The organism is Campylobacter sp. CN_NE2 (genome assembly GCF_027797465.1).
Classification (GTDB): domain Bacteria; phylum Campylobacterota; class Campylobacteria; order Campylobacterales; family Campylobacteraceae; genus Campylobacter_B.
Genome location: NZ_CP115608.1, coordinates 851,643 through 865,963, shown reverse-complemented (window position 1 = coordinate 865,963; position 14,321 = coordinate 851,643). Strand labels below are relative to the sequence as shown.

Annotated in this window: 13 protein-coding genes and 1 pseudogene; all 14 read left to right on the top strand. The window is 34.3% G+C overall.

The annotated features are described in order from the left end of the window. On the top strand, nucleotides 1-789 hold the full coding sequence (locus PF028_RS04225) for a glycosyltransferase family 32 protein (RefSeq protein ID WP_270860110.1): 789 nt from the start codon (nucleotides 1-3) through the stop codon (nucleotides 787-789). Continuing rightward, nucleotides 789-950, top strand: a pseudogene (locus tag PF028_RS04220) (glycosyltransferase family 2 protein); the annotation flags it as partial. The gene PF028_RS04225 and the pseudogene PF028_RS04220, both read left to right, overlap by 1 nt. A 104-nt stretch (nucleotides 951-1,054) precedes the next feature. Further along, on the top strand, nucleotides 1,055-2,077 hold the full coding sequence (locus tag PF028_RS04215; RefSeq protein WP_270860109.1) for a glycosyltransferase family 2 protein: 1,023 nt from the start codon (nucleotides 1,055-1,057) through the stop codon (nucleotides 2,075-2,077). Between the two features lie 44 nt (nucleotides 2,078-2,121). Next, a complete protein-coding gene (locus PF028_RS04210) occupies nucleotides 2,122-3,117 on the top strand; it encodes a glycosyltransferase family 2 protein (RefSeq protein ID WP_270860108.1) in 996 nt (331 codons plus the stop codon). Then, complete coding sequence (locus tag PF028_RS04205) at nucleotides 3,117-4,157, top strand: glycosyltransferase (RefSeq protein ID WP_270860107.1); 1,041 nt, start codon at nucleotides 3,117-3,119, stop codon at nucleotides 4,155-4,157. Before PF028_RS04210 ends, PF028_RS04205 begins: the two co-directional genes overlap by 1 nt. 2 nt (nucleotides 4,158-4,159) lie before the next feature. Further along, on the top strand, nucleotides 4,160-4,960 hold the full coding sequence (locus PF028_RS04200) for a glycosyltransferase family 32 protein (RefSeq protein WP_270860106.1): 801 nt from the start codon (nucleotides 4,160-4,162) through the stop codon (nucleotides 4,958-4,960). A 290-nt stretch (nucleotides 4,961-5,250) separates the two neighbouring features. Continuing rightward, on the top strand, nucleotides 5,251-7,323 hold the full coding sequence (locus PF028_RS04195; protein ID WP_270860416.1) for an STT3 domain-containing protein: 2,073 nt from the start codon (nucleotides 5,251-5,253) through the stop codon (nucleotides 7,321-7,323). Between the two features lie 46 nt (nucleotides 7,324-7,369). Beyond that, on the top strand, nucleotides 7,370-8,485 hold the full coding sequence (locus PF028_RS04190; RefSeq protein WP_270860105.1) for a glycosyltransferase family 4 protein: 1,116 nt from the start codon (nucleotides 7,370-7,372) through the stop codon (nucleotides 8,483-8,485). After that, nucleotides 8,478-9,083: an undecaprenyl phosphate N,N'-diacetylbacillosamine 1-phosphate transferase gene (gene pglC, locus PF028_RS04185; protein ID WP_270860104.1), complete on the top strand. Its 606-nt coding sequence runs from the start codon at nucleotides 8,478-8,480 to the stop codon at nucleotides 9,081-9,083. The genes PF028_RS04190 and pglC overlap by 8 nt, the downstream gene beginning before the upstream one ends. Further along, a complete protein-coding gene (locus PF028_RS04180) occupies nucleotides 9,070-9,669 on the top strand; it encodes an acetyltransferase (protein ID WP_270860103.1) in 600 nt (199 codons plus the stop codon). Before pglC ends, PF028_RS04180 begins: the two co-directional genes overlap by 14 nt. A 317-nt stretch (nucleotides 9,670-9,986) precedes the next feature. Next, on the top strand, nucleotides 9,987-11,081 hold the full coding sequence (locus PF028_RS04175) for a DegT/DnrJ/EryC1/StrS family aminotransferase (protein ID WP_270860102.1): 1,095 nt from the start codon (nucleotides 9,987-9,989) through the stop codon (nucleotides 11,079-11,081). Beyond that, nucleotides 11,078-12,859 (top strand): polysaccharide biosynthesis protein, encoded by a 1,782-nt coding sequence (locus PF028_RS04170; RefSeq protein ID WP_270860101.1) that lies wholly within the window; start codon nucleotides 11,078-11,080, stop codon nucleotides 12,857-12,859. Before PF028_RS04175 ends, PF028_RS04170 begins: the two co-directional genes overlap by 4 nt. A 3-nt stretch (nucleotides 12,860-12,862) precedes the next feature. Further along, nucleotides 12,863-13,474, top strand: a complete 612-nt coding sequence (gene hisH / locus PF028_RS04165) for an imidazole glycerol phosphate synthase subunit HisH (protein WP_270860100.1) — start codon at nucleotides 12,863-12,865, stop codon at nucleotides 13,472-13,474. After that, complete coding sequence (gene hisA / locus PF028_RS04160; RefSeq protein WP_270860099.1) at nucleotides 13,474-14,181, top strand: 1-(5-phosphoribosyl)-5-[(5-phosphoribosylamino)methylideneamino]imidazole-4-carboxamide isomerase; 708 nt, start codon at nucleotides 13,474-13,476, stop codon at nucleotides 14,179-14,181. Before hisH ends, hisA begins: the two co-directional genes overlap by 1 nt. Nucleotides 14,182-14,321: the final 140 nt, after the last annotated feature.

Sequence of the window (14,321 nt, the reverse complement as noted above, 5' to 3'; positions counted from 1 at the left end):
ATGATACCAAAGATTATTCATTATTGCTGGTTTGGCGGGAATCCTTTGCCAGAGTTAGCTTTAAAATATATCGAAAGCTGGAAAAAGTATTGCCCTGATTATGAAATTATTGAGTGGAATGAAAGTAATTTTGATGTAAATGCGTTACAATATACAAAAGAAGCATACGAAGCCAAAAAATACGCCTTTGTTGCAGATGTAGCAAGACTTAAAGCTTTGTATGAATTTGGCGGAATTTATATGGATACCGATATGGAACTTTTAAAAAATATCGATGATTTGATGAATGATAAATTTTTTCTTGGCTTTGAAAGTTCTGAATATGTAAATTTGGCGATTTGTGGCAGTGAATCAAAGTCGGATATTTTGCAAGAAATGCTAGATTATTACAAGACACATAAATTTATGCTAGAAAACAATCAACTAAACACAACGACCATTGTAACGATAATGACAAATATACTATCTAAATATGGTTTGAAACTAAATGGCGAGTTGCAGACTGTGGCTGGTTGTAGGGTTTATCCAGCTGATTATTTTTATCCAAAAAATTTTTATACTAATAAACTTAATTTTACAAATAATACCTATGGCATTCATCATTACGATAGCAGTTGGCTTGATGAAAAAGAAAAATTTAAAATAAAACAAAGAGATTACTATGTAAATAAATTTGGAATTTTTTTTGGTAAATTTATCTATTTAATAAATAGATTTTTTTATATTTTGAAACAAGATGGCATAGGTAGGATATTTATGTTAATTAAAATTAAGCTTGGGTTCAAATAATGAAATTTTATGCAGTTAGCATAGTAATCCCAGTTTATAATGTCAAAATATATCTAAAAGAGTGCCTAAATTCAGTTATAAATCAATTATATAAAAATTTAGAAATTATAGTGGTCGATGACGGAAGCACAGATAAAAGCCCACAAAATTTCAGACACGAAGAATTTAACGAAGTTTTGGCTTTTAAATATAGATTCTGTTGAGCTAAACAAATTATAGTATAATGCAAGTTTAAAAATTAAATTCAGAAAGGATAGTTTATTTTATGAAACCAAAAATTTCTGTGATTATTCCTTGTTACAATCTTGGAGAAAAAATAGAGCGATGCCTAAATAGCGTTATAAATCAATCGTTTAAAGATATAGAGATTATCGTTGTAAATGACGGCAGCACTGATAACTCGCTTCAAATAATTCAAAAATTTAAAGATGATAGAATTGTAATCGTAAATAAAGAAAACGGTGGTTTGCCAAGTGCTAGAAAAGCAGGCTACGAAGTAGCAAAAGGCGAATACATAAGCCATATCGACGGCGATGATGAGGTTTTGCCAAATTTTTTAGAAAGCCTATACAGGGGTGCTAGCGAAAATAATGCAGATTTGGTTTTAAGTGATGCTATTTTTATACGAGACGGCATAGAAAGTATCCACAAAGATAGCTTGCAAAGTGGTGTTGTAGATAAAAAAAAGTATTTAGATGATATATTAAACGCTAGATATGATAGAGTTTTAACTTCGGTTGTAAATAAATTATACAAAAAAACTTTGCACGATAGGGTTGAATTTCCTGTTGATATTAGATTTTACGCAGAAGATAGGTGTATAATCCCAAAAATAGCATTTTTTGCAGAAAAAATTTACAAAGTAGATGATACATTTTATAGATACTATCTAAATCGAAAACAGATGACATTTTTAAAGCTCAAAGATAATTTTATTGTAAATGAAAGCTTGACGAATTTTTTCACTAAACAAGGCTTTAACGACGCAGAAACAATATTTTGTAAAGATAGTATGCGAGTTGTGTTTCACTATTTTTTCATCTCTACCCCTTTTGATAAAAATGACATAAAACAAACTTTAAAAGAGTATAAAAGCAAAATTTGCGAGATAACAAAAAGTAGCGAATTTAAAGATTGTAGCTTGGAAAAATATAAAAAATTTATGCTTTCTATTTTGATAAGATTGCCAAATTCTGTTATTTTAAGTATTTGTGCCATGTCAAAAACTTTGGCGAAATTTGCTATTTTTGCTAGAAATTTATTTTTAAGGATTAAAAGTTGCAAATAGTTTTGAATTTACATTATCATAAATAAATGTGGAAAAGGTATTTTATGAAACCAAAAATTTCTGTGATTATTCCTTGTTACAATCTTGGAGAAAAAATAGAGCGATGCCTAAATAGCGTTATAAATCAATCGTTTAAAGACATAGAGATTATCGTTGTAAATGACGGTAGCACCGATAACTCGCTTCAAATAATTCAAAAATTTAAAGATGATAGAATTGTAATCGTAAATAAAGAAAATGGCGGTTTGCCAAGTGCCAGAAAAGCTGGTTACGAAGTAGCAAAAGGCGAATACATAAGCCATATCGACGGCGATGATGAGGTTTTGCCAAATTTCTTAGAAAGTTTATATAATGGTGCAGTTGAAAGTGAGGCTGATTTAGTAGTTGGCGATGTTATTTTTGTAGTTGACGGCAAAGAGATTATTCATAAAGATATTTTACAAAGTGGTGTTGTAGATAAAAAAAAGTATTTAGATGATATATTAAACGCTAGATATGATAGAATTTTAACTTCCGTTTGGAATAAATTGTATAAAAAAACTTTGCACGATAAGGTCGAATTTCCTGTTGATATTAGATTTTACGCAGAAGATAGATGTATGTTTCCAAAAATAGTGTTTTTTGCGGAAAAAATTTATAAAATAAACAATGCAGCCTATAAATATTATTTTGAGCTAAAACCAATTACATTTGATAAAATAAAAGATGATTTTGAAAAAAGTGAAAATTTGTCAAATTTTTTCACTCAAAATGGATTTGAACATGCAAAAATGATATTTTGCAAAGAAACATTGGAACTTTTATTTCGCTATTTTTTCGTTTTGTTACCTTTAAATACAGATGATATGAAAAAAACTTTAAAAATTTACAAAGATAAAATTATCAAGATAATAAAAAGTAGCGAATTTAAAGATTGTGGTTTGAAAAAATATAAAAAAATCGCATTGTCTATGCTGATGAAATTACCCGATTTTTTGATATTTCCTATATGTCGTGTATCAAAAGCTTTACTAAATATGCTAATAAGGATTAAAAAATAATGAACGCTTGTCTTGTGATAGCTACAAACTCTTATAGTGGTGCTGTTAGGGTTGCGAGATTTGTCTATGATATTTTAATTGATATGAAATTTAATGTCAAAGTTTTAAATACCTATCATGACGAAGAGGGCTTTTTTAGTGACATAGAACGCGATACTATGAATTTTACCGCAGGAGAGTTTGTAAAACCATATTGTGAATTACGAAAATATTTTTCTAAAAATAAATTTGATTTGATATTAGGCTTTGCTGGATATATGAATTTTATAATTGCCCTATTAAATCCAAAGGCAAAACTTATTATTTCAGAACATGGAAATCATACGGCTTATGTGCATTTTTTGTATAAACCACTAATTTTTTTAGCATACAAAAGGGCTGATTTTATCACATTTTTGAGCGAATTTGATTACGATTTTTACAAAATAAAAAAATCTCAAATCATGCCAAATCCTTTTTTTATGGATATTTCAGATGAAAAATTTGAAAAAGAAAATATTATTTTATTTCCGTCAAGAATCGATAAAAACAAACGGCTTGATTTTTTGATAAATGCTTTTTGTCTTGTTGATGAAAAAGTGCGAAATTCTTATAAAATCGTTGTTTGCGGAAATGGCAGCGAACGAGATAAGTGTATAAAACTAGCCAAAGAAAATGGCGTGAATTTAGAGATTATTAGATTTACAAAAGAGATAGATAAATTTTATAAAAGAGCAAAAATAGTAGCACTTACTAGTTTAAGCGAAGGTTTTGGTATGATACTCATGGAAGCTATCTTTTTTGATTGTGCTAGGATTTCAACTGATTGTATTAGCGGTCCAAGATATTTGATAAAAGATGGCGTTGATGGATTTTTATCTGGTATAAACGATACTGCCGAATTTGCTAAAAAACTTGAAATTTTAATGAGCAATGAAAAACTAAGACTAGAATTTTGCCAAAAAGCAGGGGAGCGCAAGAGTAAATTTGAACCATATAAAATATCACAAAAATGGAAAAATTTAATCCAAAAAGTAATGAATAAAGATATAAAGGACTGATTATGATACCAAAAATTATACATTATTGTTGGTTTGGCGGTAAGCCGCTACCACAAATGGCACTAAATTGTATCGAAAGCTGGAAAAAGTATTGCCCTGATTATGAAATTATTGAGTGGAATGAAAGTAATTTTGATGTAAATGCGTTACAATATACAAAAGAAGCATACGAAGCCAAAAAATACGCCTTTGTTGCAGATGTAGCAAGACTTAAAGCTTTGTATGAATTTGGCGGAATTTATATGGATACCGATATGGAACTTTTAAAAAATATCGATGATTTAATGAATAATAAATTTTTTCTTGGTTTTGAAAGTGCCGAGTGCGTAAATTTAGCAATCTGCGGTAGTGAAGCAAAATCAGACATATTGCAAGAAATGCTAAATTATTACAAAACACACAACTTTATGCTCAAAAACAATCAACTAAACACAACAACTATCGTAAAAATAATGACAAATATATTGGTCGGGCGAAATCTTAAACTAAACGGCGAACTTCAAAAAATAGATGATTGTGTTGTTTATCCGACCGATTATTTTTATCCAAAAAGCCTTGTAACAAATACTACCAAAATCACAGACAATACATACGCAATCCATCATTATGACGGCAGTTGGCGAAGTGAATTAGAAACAAAAATATTTGAAAAAAGAGCGTGGTTTATAGATAAATTTGGAAATAAATTTGGCAAATTTCTGTATTATTCTTATTTTGTGATACAAAATATAAAAACTTACGGAGCAAAAGAGGCTTTTTATAAGAGCATAAACAAATATAGAGCAGCCAAAGGAATATTTTAATTTTTTGCTTATAAAAAACTAAAAATTTGTAAAAATTTATGAAAAAAAGGCTAAAATAAGAGCCGAATTTTTTAATAAAAATAAAATTGCAAAAGATTTGATAAAAGATTTAAAGGAAATTTATGCAAAATGATGAAAATTTAGCAAATTTGCAAAGCAAAAACTCACAAAAAGAGCCCATTAGCGGCTTTACTATCACGGAGCAAGAGAATTTGCAAACAAACAAATTTGATTTTAGTAAAATTTTTAAATTTATAAAAAACTATGAGCTTTCAAAACATCTGCTTTTGATGATTATTTTGGCGTTCATTTTTAGTGTTGGGCTTCGAATTTACTGGGTTTATTGGGCGAGTGATTATCCGCAGTTTTTTTGGAACGATCAGCTTATGATAAACACAAACGACGGATATGCCTTTGCCGAAGGGGCTAGGGATTATTTAGCAGGATTTCATCAGCCAAATGATTTAAGTTATATTGATTTTCCCCTAGCTAAGCTAACTGCGTGGCTAAAAATGATTTTGCCGTTTAGTTTTGAAAGTATTATTTTATATCTGCCTACGATTTTATCATCTTTGATTGTAGTGCCTATTTTGCTGATTTCAGCTGAATTTAAATGCCTTAGAGCAGGATTTATCGGTGCTTTGATTGCTTGTGTCGCTCATAGCTACTATAACCGCACGATGAGTGGGTATTATGATACCGATATGCTAAATATCGTTTTTGCGATGTTTGTGTTATGGGGGCTTATTCGAATTTGCACCAAAGGCGATAAAATTTCGCTTATATTAACGCCCATTTTTATTAGTCTTTATCTTTGGTGGTATCCGTCAAGCTTTACGCTAAATTCGGCATTTTTAGGGATTTTTATAGTTTATACATTGATTTTTCAGCGAAAAAGAGTTGTAAATTATGAAGCAATGATTTTGCTAATTTTATCGATTACTTGGATTTCTATTTTCCTTAAATTTGGACTTATTTTTGCACTATTTTTCTTTTTTATTTATAAAAAAGAGCTTGTAAATTGGCATATTTTAGGCATTATCGGCATTTTGGTTTTGGCACTTTTTATTATAAAAGGCGGATTAAATCCGATTTGGTTTAATCTTAGATTTTATATCTTGCGAGATGTCGCCGACAACGCGCACAATGCAAGTGCGATTTTTCACTATTTTAATGTCAATCAAACGATTCAAGAATCTGGCATCGTTCCACCAAAAATCTTTATGGAGCGCATTAGTTCGCACACTATCGTTTTTGTAATCGCGCTTTTTGGGTATGCGCTTTTATGTTTTAAGCACAAGGAATTTTTGCTTTCATTGCCACTTTTGGCACTTGGATTTTTGGCAAATAAAGCAGGCCTAAGATTTACCATTTACGCTGTTGGCGTTATGGGGCTAAGTTTTGGTTATATTTTGTATTTTGGTATCAAAAATTTAAATATGCCAAAATTTTTGCAAAGAATTTTGCTTTTTGGTGCGACACTAGCGGCGTTGTATCCTGCTTGGACGCATATTAAAGAGTATAAATCCGATACGGTGTTTTTTAGGAGCGAAGTTGAAATTTTGGATAAATTAAAAAATATCGCAGGTCGCGAAGATTATGTTTTAGCGTGGTGGGACTATGGCTATCCGATTAGATATTATAGTGATACCAAAACGCTAATCGACGGCGGAAAGCACCTAGGCGATGATAACTTTCCTGTTAGTTTTTCACTTTTTAAAGATCAAGTTAGCGCAGCAAATATGGCGCGTCTTGCCGTGGAATATACTGAGCGCAAATTTGAAGAGAAATTCGGTGGCGATATAATGCAAAAAGCGATTAAAGATTATGGTGTTAGCGATATTAACGACTTTTTGCTCTCTTTGAGACTAAAAGATTTTACTCCGCCAAAAGCTAGTAGATATGTCTATTTTTATCTGCCTGATCGCATGAATAACATCTTTCCTGTTATTATGCAGTTTTCGAATTTGGACTTAAAAACTGGCAAAAAATTTGTTGATCCGCTATATTATAGTGGTGGATTTTACGGCAAAGATGAATACGGCATAAATATCGGTGCGGGGGTGATTTTACGCAATGATTTGCTTGTTGCTAAAATCGGTGGCAAAGAGTATAGCATAAATACATTTTATGAAACAAGTTACGACGCAAACGGAAAACTAATCGTCAAAGAAATCGCAATAGATAGTAGTGCTGGGCTTTTTGTGATTTTTATGAAAGATTATGGCAGATTTATCTTGCTTGATAATAGTGCCTTAAATTCGGCGTATGTTCAGCTTTTTATACTTGAAAAGTATGATAGAGAGCTTTTTGAACCTGTGATTTTAAATCCGGCAGCAAAAATTTATAAATTAAAAAGGTAAATTCGGTAGAATTTGATTTAAATTTGCAAATTTGTAAGGTTGATTAATGGCTAAATTTGGTTTCCTTTCGCACTCTGATATGAGTATTTATTTTTTCAGGGTGCCGATTATGCGTGAGCTTAAAAAACGCGGACACGAAGTTTATGCTATTGCCCCAAAGGGAAAATATACACCAAATTTAGAAAAAGAATTTATTAGCGTTAATTATGATTTAGATAAAGCAAGTCTTAATCCTTTTAAAGTATCGCAAAATACAGCAAATTTGACAAAAGTTTTAAAAGAGCTAAATTTAGATTTTTTGCAAACTTCGGCCCATAAATCAAATGTTTTTGGCACAATTGCGGCTAAAAACGCAGGAATTCGGACGGTTATAAATCTTATTGAAGGTTTAGGAAGCTTTTACGTCGATAATGATTTAAAAAGCAGAGCTGTAAGATTTGTTATGGAAAAACTTTATAAAAAATCTTTTGCTCTTGCTAACGGCTGCATTTTTGTAAATCACTCCGATCCGCGCTATATGGTTGATAAAAATTTGATTACAATCGATAAGGTTTTTTGCATAAAAAGTGTAGGTGTGGATAGTAAGCTATTTGATGAAGAAAAATACCTTGACGCAAAAATGAGCCATAAAAAAGTGGTTTTGATGATAGGCAGGGCGCTTTGGCATAAAGGAATTCGCGAATTTTACGAAGCGGCGGATATTTTATCAAATCGCGATGATGTGCAGTTTGTATTTGCGGGAGATACTTTTGAAGGAAACAAAAGTTCGGCTAGTAAAGAATTCTTAAAAAATCCGAATGTCCTTTGGCTTGGCTGGTGCGAAGATGTTTTTTCGCTTTATAAAAGTGCGTATATGATTGTTTTGCCAAGCTATAAAGAGGGTTTTCCAAGAACCATACTTGAAGCTATGTCTATGAGTCGCCCTTGTGTGGTAAGCAATGCAGATGGTTGTGTAGAAGCTGTCGAAGATGGACACACGGGATTAATTTGCCAAATGAAAAGCTCGGTTGATTTAGCTAGAAAGATTAAAATTTTGCTAGATGATGAAAATTTAGCACGAAAAATGGGATATTACGGTAGAAAGGCAGTTTTAGAAAAATACGACGAGCCGATAATCACACAAAAATATTTGGACATTTATAGGCAGTTTTTATATGTATAGAGCGTTTTTCAAACGATTATTGGATATTTTAGGTGCTTTGATTTTAATTATTTTAAGCTTGCCTTTTATGATAGCAACTCATATTTTAATCAAAAAGCACATTAGCAAAAACACCATTTTCACGCAATCTCGCCCGGGGCTGAACGAAAAAATTTTTAAAATTTATAAATTTAAAACTATGAGCGACGAGCGAGACGAAAACGGCGAACTTTTAAGCGACGAACTACGCCTAAATGAATACGGCAAAAAAATTCGTGCTTTAAGTTTGGACGAACTACCACAACTTTTCAATGTCCTAAAAGGCGATATGAGCTTCATCGGACCTAGACCTTTGCTCGTAGAATACCTGCCGCTTTACAACGAAGAGCAAAAACTTCGCCACAGCGTGCGACCGGGCATAACGGGGTTGGCGCAAGTAAATGGGCGAAATGCCATTAGCTGGGCGAAAAAATTTGAATTCGACAGCTTTTACGCTAAAAATTTAAGCTTTTTGCTAGATTTAAAAATCGCATTTTTAACCATAAAAAAAGTTATTAAAAAAGACGGCGTTAATAAAGAAGGCATGGCGACAACGGAGAAATTCAATGGAAAAAACTAAAATTTATATTTACGGCGCGAGCGGTCATGGCAAGGTCGTGTGCGATGTCGCAAAAAGTGCAGGTTATAAAGAAATCGTTTTTTTAGACGACAAGGGTGAATTAAAATTTAGCCCTGATTTACCGAAATTTCCCGTTATAATCGCAATCGGCGATAATAAAATAAGAGCAAATTTGCAAAAAAAAGTTAGCGAAGCAGGATTTGAAATAGCCACACTTATCCATGAAACTTCTGTGATTTCGCCCACAGCTAAAATCGGGCGTGGCGTGGTTATCATGCCAAATGTCGTGGTAAATGCAGATGCGATTATCGGTGACGGGGTGATTTTAAATTCAGCTTGTGTGATAGAGCATGATTGTGTGATTGGCGAATTTACTCATATCAGCCCAAATTCAGCCCTTGCAGGTGGCGTGGAAGTTGGAGAATTTAGCCATATCGGCTTAGGTTCGAGCGTAATTCAAAAGGTCAAAATCGGTAAAAATTGCGTTATCGGTGCAGGCAGTGCAGTGATAAAGGACATCGACGAAAATTGCGTAGCCGTCGGTGTTCCTGCGAAAGTTATAAAAAAATTAATATTAAAGTGCTAAAATAAATGTTTTTAAATTTTCAAAATTAGTAGATAATTTAGAAAATAGCGTGTTTGCGAATTTAATCACTGGCGATTGCTTCGAATTTGCTTTGCAAATTCTCGCAATGACAATAAATGATTTGCAAAGTAATTCAATGTAAATTTGAATAACAAATGCCGACGATTTGTATAATTTCAAATTCGAACGGCTTATGCCGACGATTTGTCGAGCTGTGAAGTAAATTTCGAGTGAGATAAGGCTGGTATGCCTATCGAACGAGAAATTTATGAACTCTCGGCAAAGCTAGGCTGATTTCAATTACGAAAGAAAGAAAAATGGGGAGAATTTTTTTAAGTCCGCCAAATATGGGTGGCAACGAATTAGAATATATTAAACAAGTTTTCGAAAGCAACTATATCGCACCTTTGGGCGAATTTGTAAATAAATTTGAAAATAGCGTTGAAAACTATTGTGGCGTTAAAAGGGCGTTGGCATTAAATTCAGGCACGGCTGGACTTCATTTAGCATTGCGAGTTTTAGGCGTAAAGCAAGATGATATAGTGTTGGCTTCAAGCTTTACATTTATGGCTAGTGTTAATCCTATATTTTACGAAAAATGCACTCCGATTTTAATCGATTGCGATGAGAGTTGGAATCTAAGCCCGAATTTACTAAAAAAAGCGATAAAAATCGCTCCAAAAAAACCAAAAGCCTTGATCGTAACGCACCTTTATGGACAGGCTGCAAAAATGGACGAGATAATGGAAATTTGCGAAAACGAAAATATCGCCGTCATCGAAGATGCAGCAGAAGCACTTGGCGGGTTTTACAAAGGAAAAGCTCTTGGGGCTATCGCTAAATTGGGGGTTTTGAGCTTTAACGGAAATAAAATCATCACCACAAGCGGCGGCGGAATGCTAATTTCAAATGATGAAAATTTAATCGCAAAAGCTAGATTTTACAGCACACAAGCAAGAGAGCCGTTTTTGCATTATGAACACAACGACTACGGACATAACTACCGACTTAGCAATGTTTTGGGGGCTATTGGCGTAGGGCAAATGGAAGTTTTAGAAAAACGCGTCCAACGAAAAAGAGAGATTTTCGCACTTTATAGTGAGCTTTTGAAAGACTGCGCCGAATTTATGCCTGAAATTCCAAATTCGCGCGGAAATAGGTGGCTAACAACCCTGCTTTTTAAAGAAAAAAATGCGCACTTGCGCGTAATAGACGCACTAAATAAAAAAGACATCGAAAGCCGTCCTTTATGGAAACCAATGCACCTACAACCTGTTTTTAAAGGTGCATTAAGCGTAACGGACGGCACTAGCGAAGATTGTTTCAGTCGCGGAATTTGTCTGCCAAGCGGTAGTGATTTAAGCGACGAAAATGTCGAAAAAGTAGCGAAAATCGTGAGAGAAAGTTTATGAATTTAAAACCGACTAAATTTAAAAGATTTACATTTTTTCTTTTTGTGGATATTTTGATCTCCATATTTTCGGTTTATATCGCCTTTGTGTTGCGTTTTAGCGGCGATATTCCGAACGAATTTTACAAAGGGCTTTTACTTAGCATATTTTGTATAACGCTTATCAAAATTTGCTTGATTTGGTTTTTTAAAATTTATATGGTTCCGTGGCGGTTTTTTGGGCTTTATGAAGCCAAAAAACTATTTTACGCACACATTTTAACTATCATTGTTTTTGCCGGAATTTTTACCATTTTTGATGATATTTTAAATCCTTTTCCAAGAAGCATTGTTTTTATCGACGCGGCGATTTCGTATATTTTAATAGGAGCCGTGCGAATTTCAAAACGCATGTTTTTAAACGGCAGCAAATTTATCTCAAACAACGAGCCGTGCATAGTTTTTGGCGCTACAAACAAAGCCGTTCATATCCTAAAAGGTATGCGCCAACAATACATAAACTACTATCCGGTTGCCATCGTCGATGGAAGAGATGAGCTAGTAGGAACTTCGTTTGAGAATTTCACCGTCAAAGCAAAAAATAAAATTCCTGAAATCATAAAAGAAAGCGAAGCAAAAACCGCTATAATCGCACTTGCATTAGAGCCGAGCGATTTAAAAGAGCTTTATGACGAGCTTATTGCTTATGGGCTTAAAGATATAAAAATTTTCTCATTGCTTGAAAGTGAAAATGACAAAATTCGTAACATTTCTATCGAAGATTTGCTCGCACGAAAGCCAAAAGACCTTGATAGCACGGCTGTTGAGCGATTTATCAAAGACAAAATCGTCCTTGTTACAGGTGCTGGCGGCACGATAGGAAGCGAAATTTGCAAACAATGCTTAAAATTTGGCGCAAAAAAACTTATCATGGTAGAACACAGCGAATTTAATCTATATCAAATCAACGAAGCCACAAACGCAGACGCTAGAAACGAACTAAAAATGGTAAATATCGTTTATGAGAGCGAATTTGAAGCCGTTTTTAGCGAATTTAAACCACAAGTCGTCGTTCATGCAGCAGCCTACAAACATGTTCCGCTTTGCGAATATAACCCGCATTTGGCAGTCAAAAATAATATCATCGGCACAAAAAATGTGGTTGATTTATCTAAAAAATACGGCGTGGAAAAAGTCGTCATCATCTCCACCGACAAAGCCGTCAGACCAACAAATATAATGGGAACAACAAAGCGAATTTGCGAACTTTACGGGTTAAATTCGAGCGATGAAAAAACGCAAATCGTCGCCGTTAGATTTGGTAATGTGCTAGGTAGCAGCGGAAGCGTAATACCAAAATTTAAACGCTTAATCGAAGAAAACAAGCCCCTAAGCGTAACGCACCCGGAAATCGTGCGTTATTTTATGCTAGTTAGCGAAGCTTGTCAGCTGGTTCTCCAAGCAGCTTCGATTGCCAAAGGTGGGGAGCTTTTTGTCCTTGATATGGGAAAACCTATTAAAATCGCAGATCTTGCTAAACGCATGTTGCAACTTGCTTCAAAAGAGCATTTAGGTATCGAATTCACAGGTCTTCGTCCCGGCGAAAAGCTTTACGAAGAGCTTTTGATAGATGAAAACGACAAAGGCACGGAGTATGAAAGTATCTTTGTAACGCACTCTGATAGCTATGATTTAAATTTGCTAAATCGTCAAATCGCCGAACTTTTAAGCGTTAGCGATGATGAAGTTGCAACTAAATTAAAAGAAATCGTGCCTGAATTTAACCATAACAAGGGATAAAATTTGATAGGAATTATTGATTATAACGCAGGAAATATAAGAAGTGTTAAAAACGCACTTAGCTTTTGTGGGGCAAAATTTGAGCTAGTTAGCACGCCTGAACAGGTTTTAAGAAGCGACAAAATCTTACTTCCGGGTGTCGGAGCTTTTGGCGAAGCAATGGCTAAGATAAAATCGGCAAATTTAGACGAAGCGATAAAAGAATTTGTCGCAAGCGGGCGGTATTTTTTGGGAATTTGTCTTGGTATGCAACTTTTGTTTGATAAAAGCGAAGAATTTGGCAGTAGCGACGGGCTTGGGCTTATTAGCGGAAAAGTTATCAAATTTGATGAGAGCAAATTTGGTGCTAATTTAAAAATCCCGCACATGGGCTGGAACACGCTGGAATTTACAAGGCAAACACCGATAAATTCGGGGCTTGAAAGTTCGGTTTATGCTTATTTTGTTCATTCTTATCACGCCGTTTGCGACGATAAATTCGCCTTAGCAAAGACCACTTACGGGTATGAATTTGTAAGCGGGGTTTGCAAAGAAAATGTTTTTGGCTTTCAACCACACCCCGAAAAAAGCCATGAAAACGGTATAAAAATAATTAAAAATTTTACGGAGCTATGATGGAAATTTTACCTGCGATTGATTTAAAAGATGGTTTTGCTGTGCGCCTTAGCAAGGGCGAAATGGATAGTGCGAAAATTTATTCAAAAGCCCCTTGGGAACTAGCAAAAAAATTTGAAGATTTTGGTGCAAAATACCTGCATTTGGTTGATTTAGACGGAGCGTTTGCGGGGGAAGCGATTAATTACAAAACGATAGAAAAAATCGTAGCTTCGACAAATTTAAAGGTCGAAGTGGGCGGGGGAATTCGCACCGAAGAGCGAATAAAGGAGTATCAAAATTTGGGCGTTTATAGATTTATTTTAGGCTCGGTTGCACTAAAAAATCCAAATTTCGTCCGTGAAGTCGCCCCAAAATACAATATCGTCGTAGGAATTGATGCCAAAGGCGGTATGGTGGCAACCGAGGGCTGGGCGGAAGTATCAAACATAAAAGCCACCGAACTAGCCGCACTTTATGCCGACGCAGGAGTTGGGGCGATAATTTGCACCGACATTGAAAAAGACGGAATGCTTTGTGGCGTAAATGTCGAATTTACGGAAAGCATTGCCAAAGCGAGCAAAATCGATACAATAGCAAGTGGCGGAGTAAAGGATATTTCAGATATAATCGCTTGTAAAAATAGTGGGAAAATTGCAGGAGTTATTGTAGGGAAGGCGTATTACGAAGGGACGCTAGACCTAAAAGAAGCGTTTTCTTTGATATAAATTTGGCATTGAATTCAGCCTAGCTTTTCAAGGAAACCTGCCACTTCATGGCACCGCTTCGCTTGTTTTCCGAGAGTTTGCAAATTTCTCGTTCGATAGCCAAAACAGGCTTATCTCACTCGAAATTTGCTTCACAACTC

Coding starts and splice junctions, on each gene's coding strand:
- PF028_RS04225 (WP_270860110.1), top strand. CDS start 1: ATGATACCAAAGATTATTCATTATTGCTGGTTTGGCGGGAATCCTTTG.
- PF028_RS04215 (WP_270860109.1), top strand. CDS start 1,055: ATGAAACCAAAAATTTCTGTGATTATTCCTTGTTACAATCTTGGAGAA.
- PF028_RS04210 (WP_270860108.1), top strand. CDS start 2,122: ATGAAACCAAAAATTTCTGTGATTATTCCTTGTTACAATCTTGGAGAA.
- PF028_RS04205 (WP_270860107.1), top strand. CDS start 3,117: ATGAACGCTTGTCTTGTGATAGCTACAAACTCTTATAGTGGTGCTGTT.
- PF028_RS04200 (WP_270860106.1), top strand. CDS start 4,160: ATGATACCAAAAATTATACATTATTGTTGGTTTGGCGGTAAGCCGCTA.
- PF028_RS04195 (WP_270860416.1), top strand. CDS start 5,251: ATGATTATTTTGGCGTTCATTTTTAGTGTTGGGCTTCGAATTTACTGG.
- PF028_RS04190 (WP_270860105.1), top strand. CDS start 7,370: ATGGCTAAATTTGGTTTCCTTTCGCACTCTGATATGAGTATTTATTTT.
- pglC (WP_270860104.1), top strand. CDS start 8,478: ATGTATAGAGCGTTTTTCAAACGATTATTGGATATTTTAGGTGCTTTG.
- PF028_RS04180 (WP_270860103.1), top strand. CDS start 9,070: ATGGAAAAAACTAAAATTTATATTTACGGCGCGAGCGGTCATGGCAAG.
- PF028_RS04175 (WP_270860102.1), top strand. CDS start 9,987: ATGGGGAGAATTTTTTTAAGTCCGCCAAATATGGGTGGCAACGAATTA.
- PF028_RS04170 (WP_270860101.1), top strand. CDS start 11,078: ATGAATTTAAAACCGACTAAATTTAAAAGATTTACATTTTTTCTTTTT.
- hisA (WP_270860099.1), top strand. CDS start 13,474: ATGGAAATTTTACCTGCGATTGATTTAAAAGATGGTTTTGCTGTGCGC.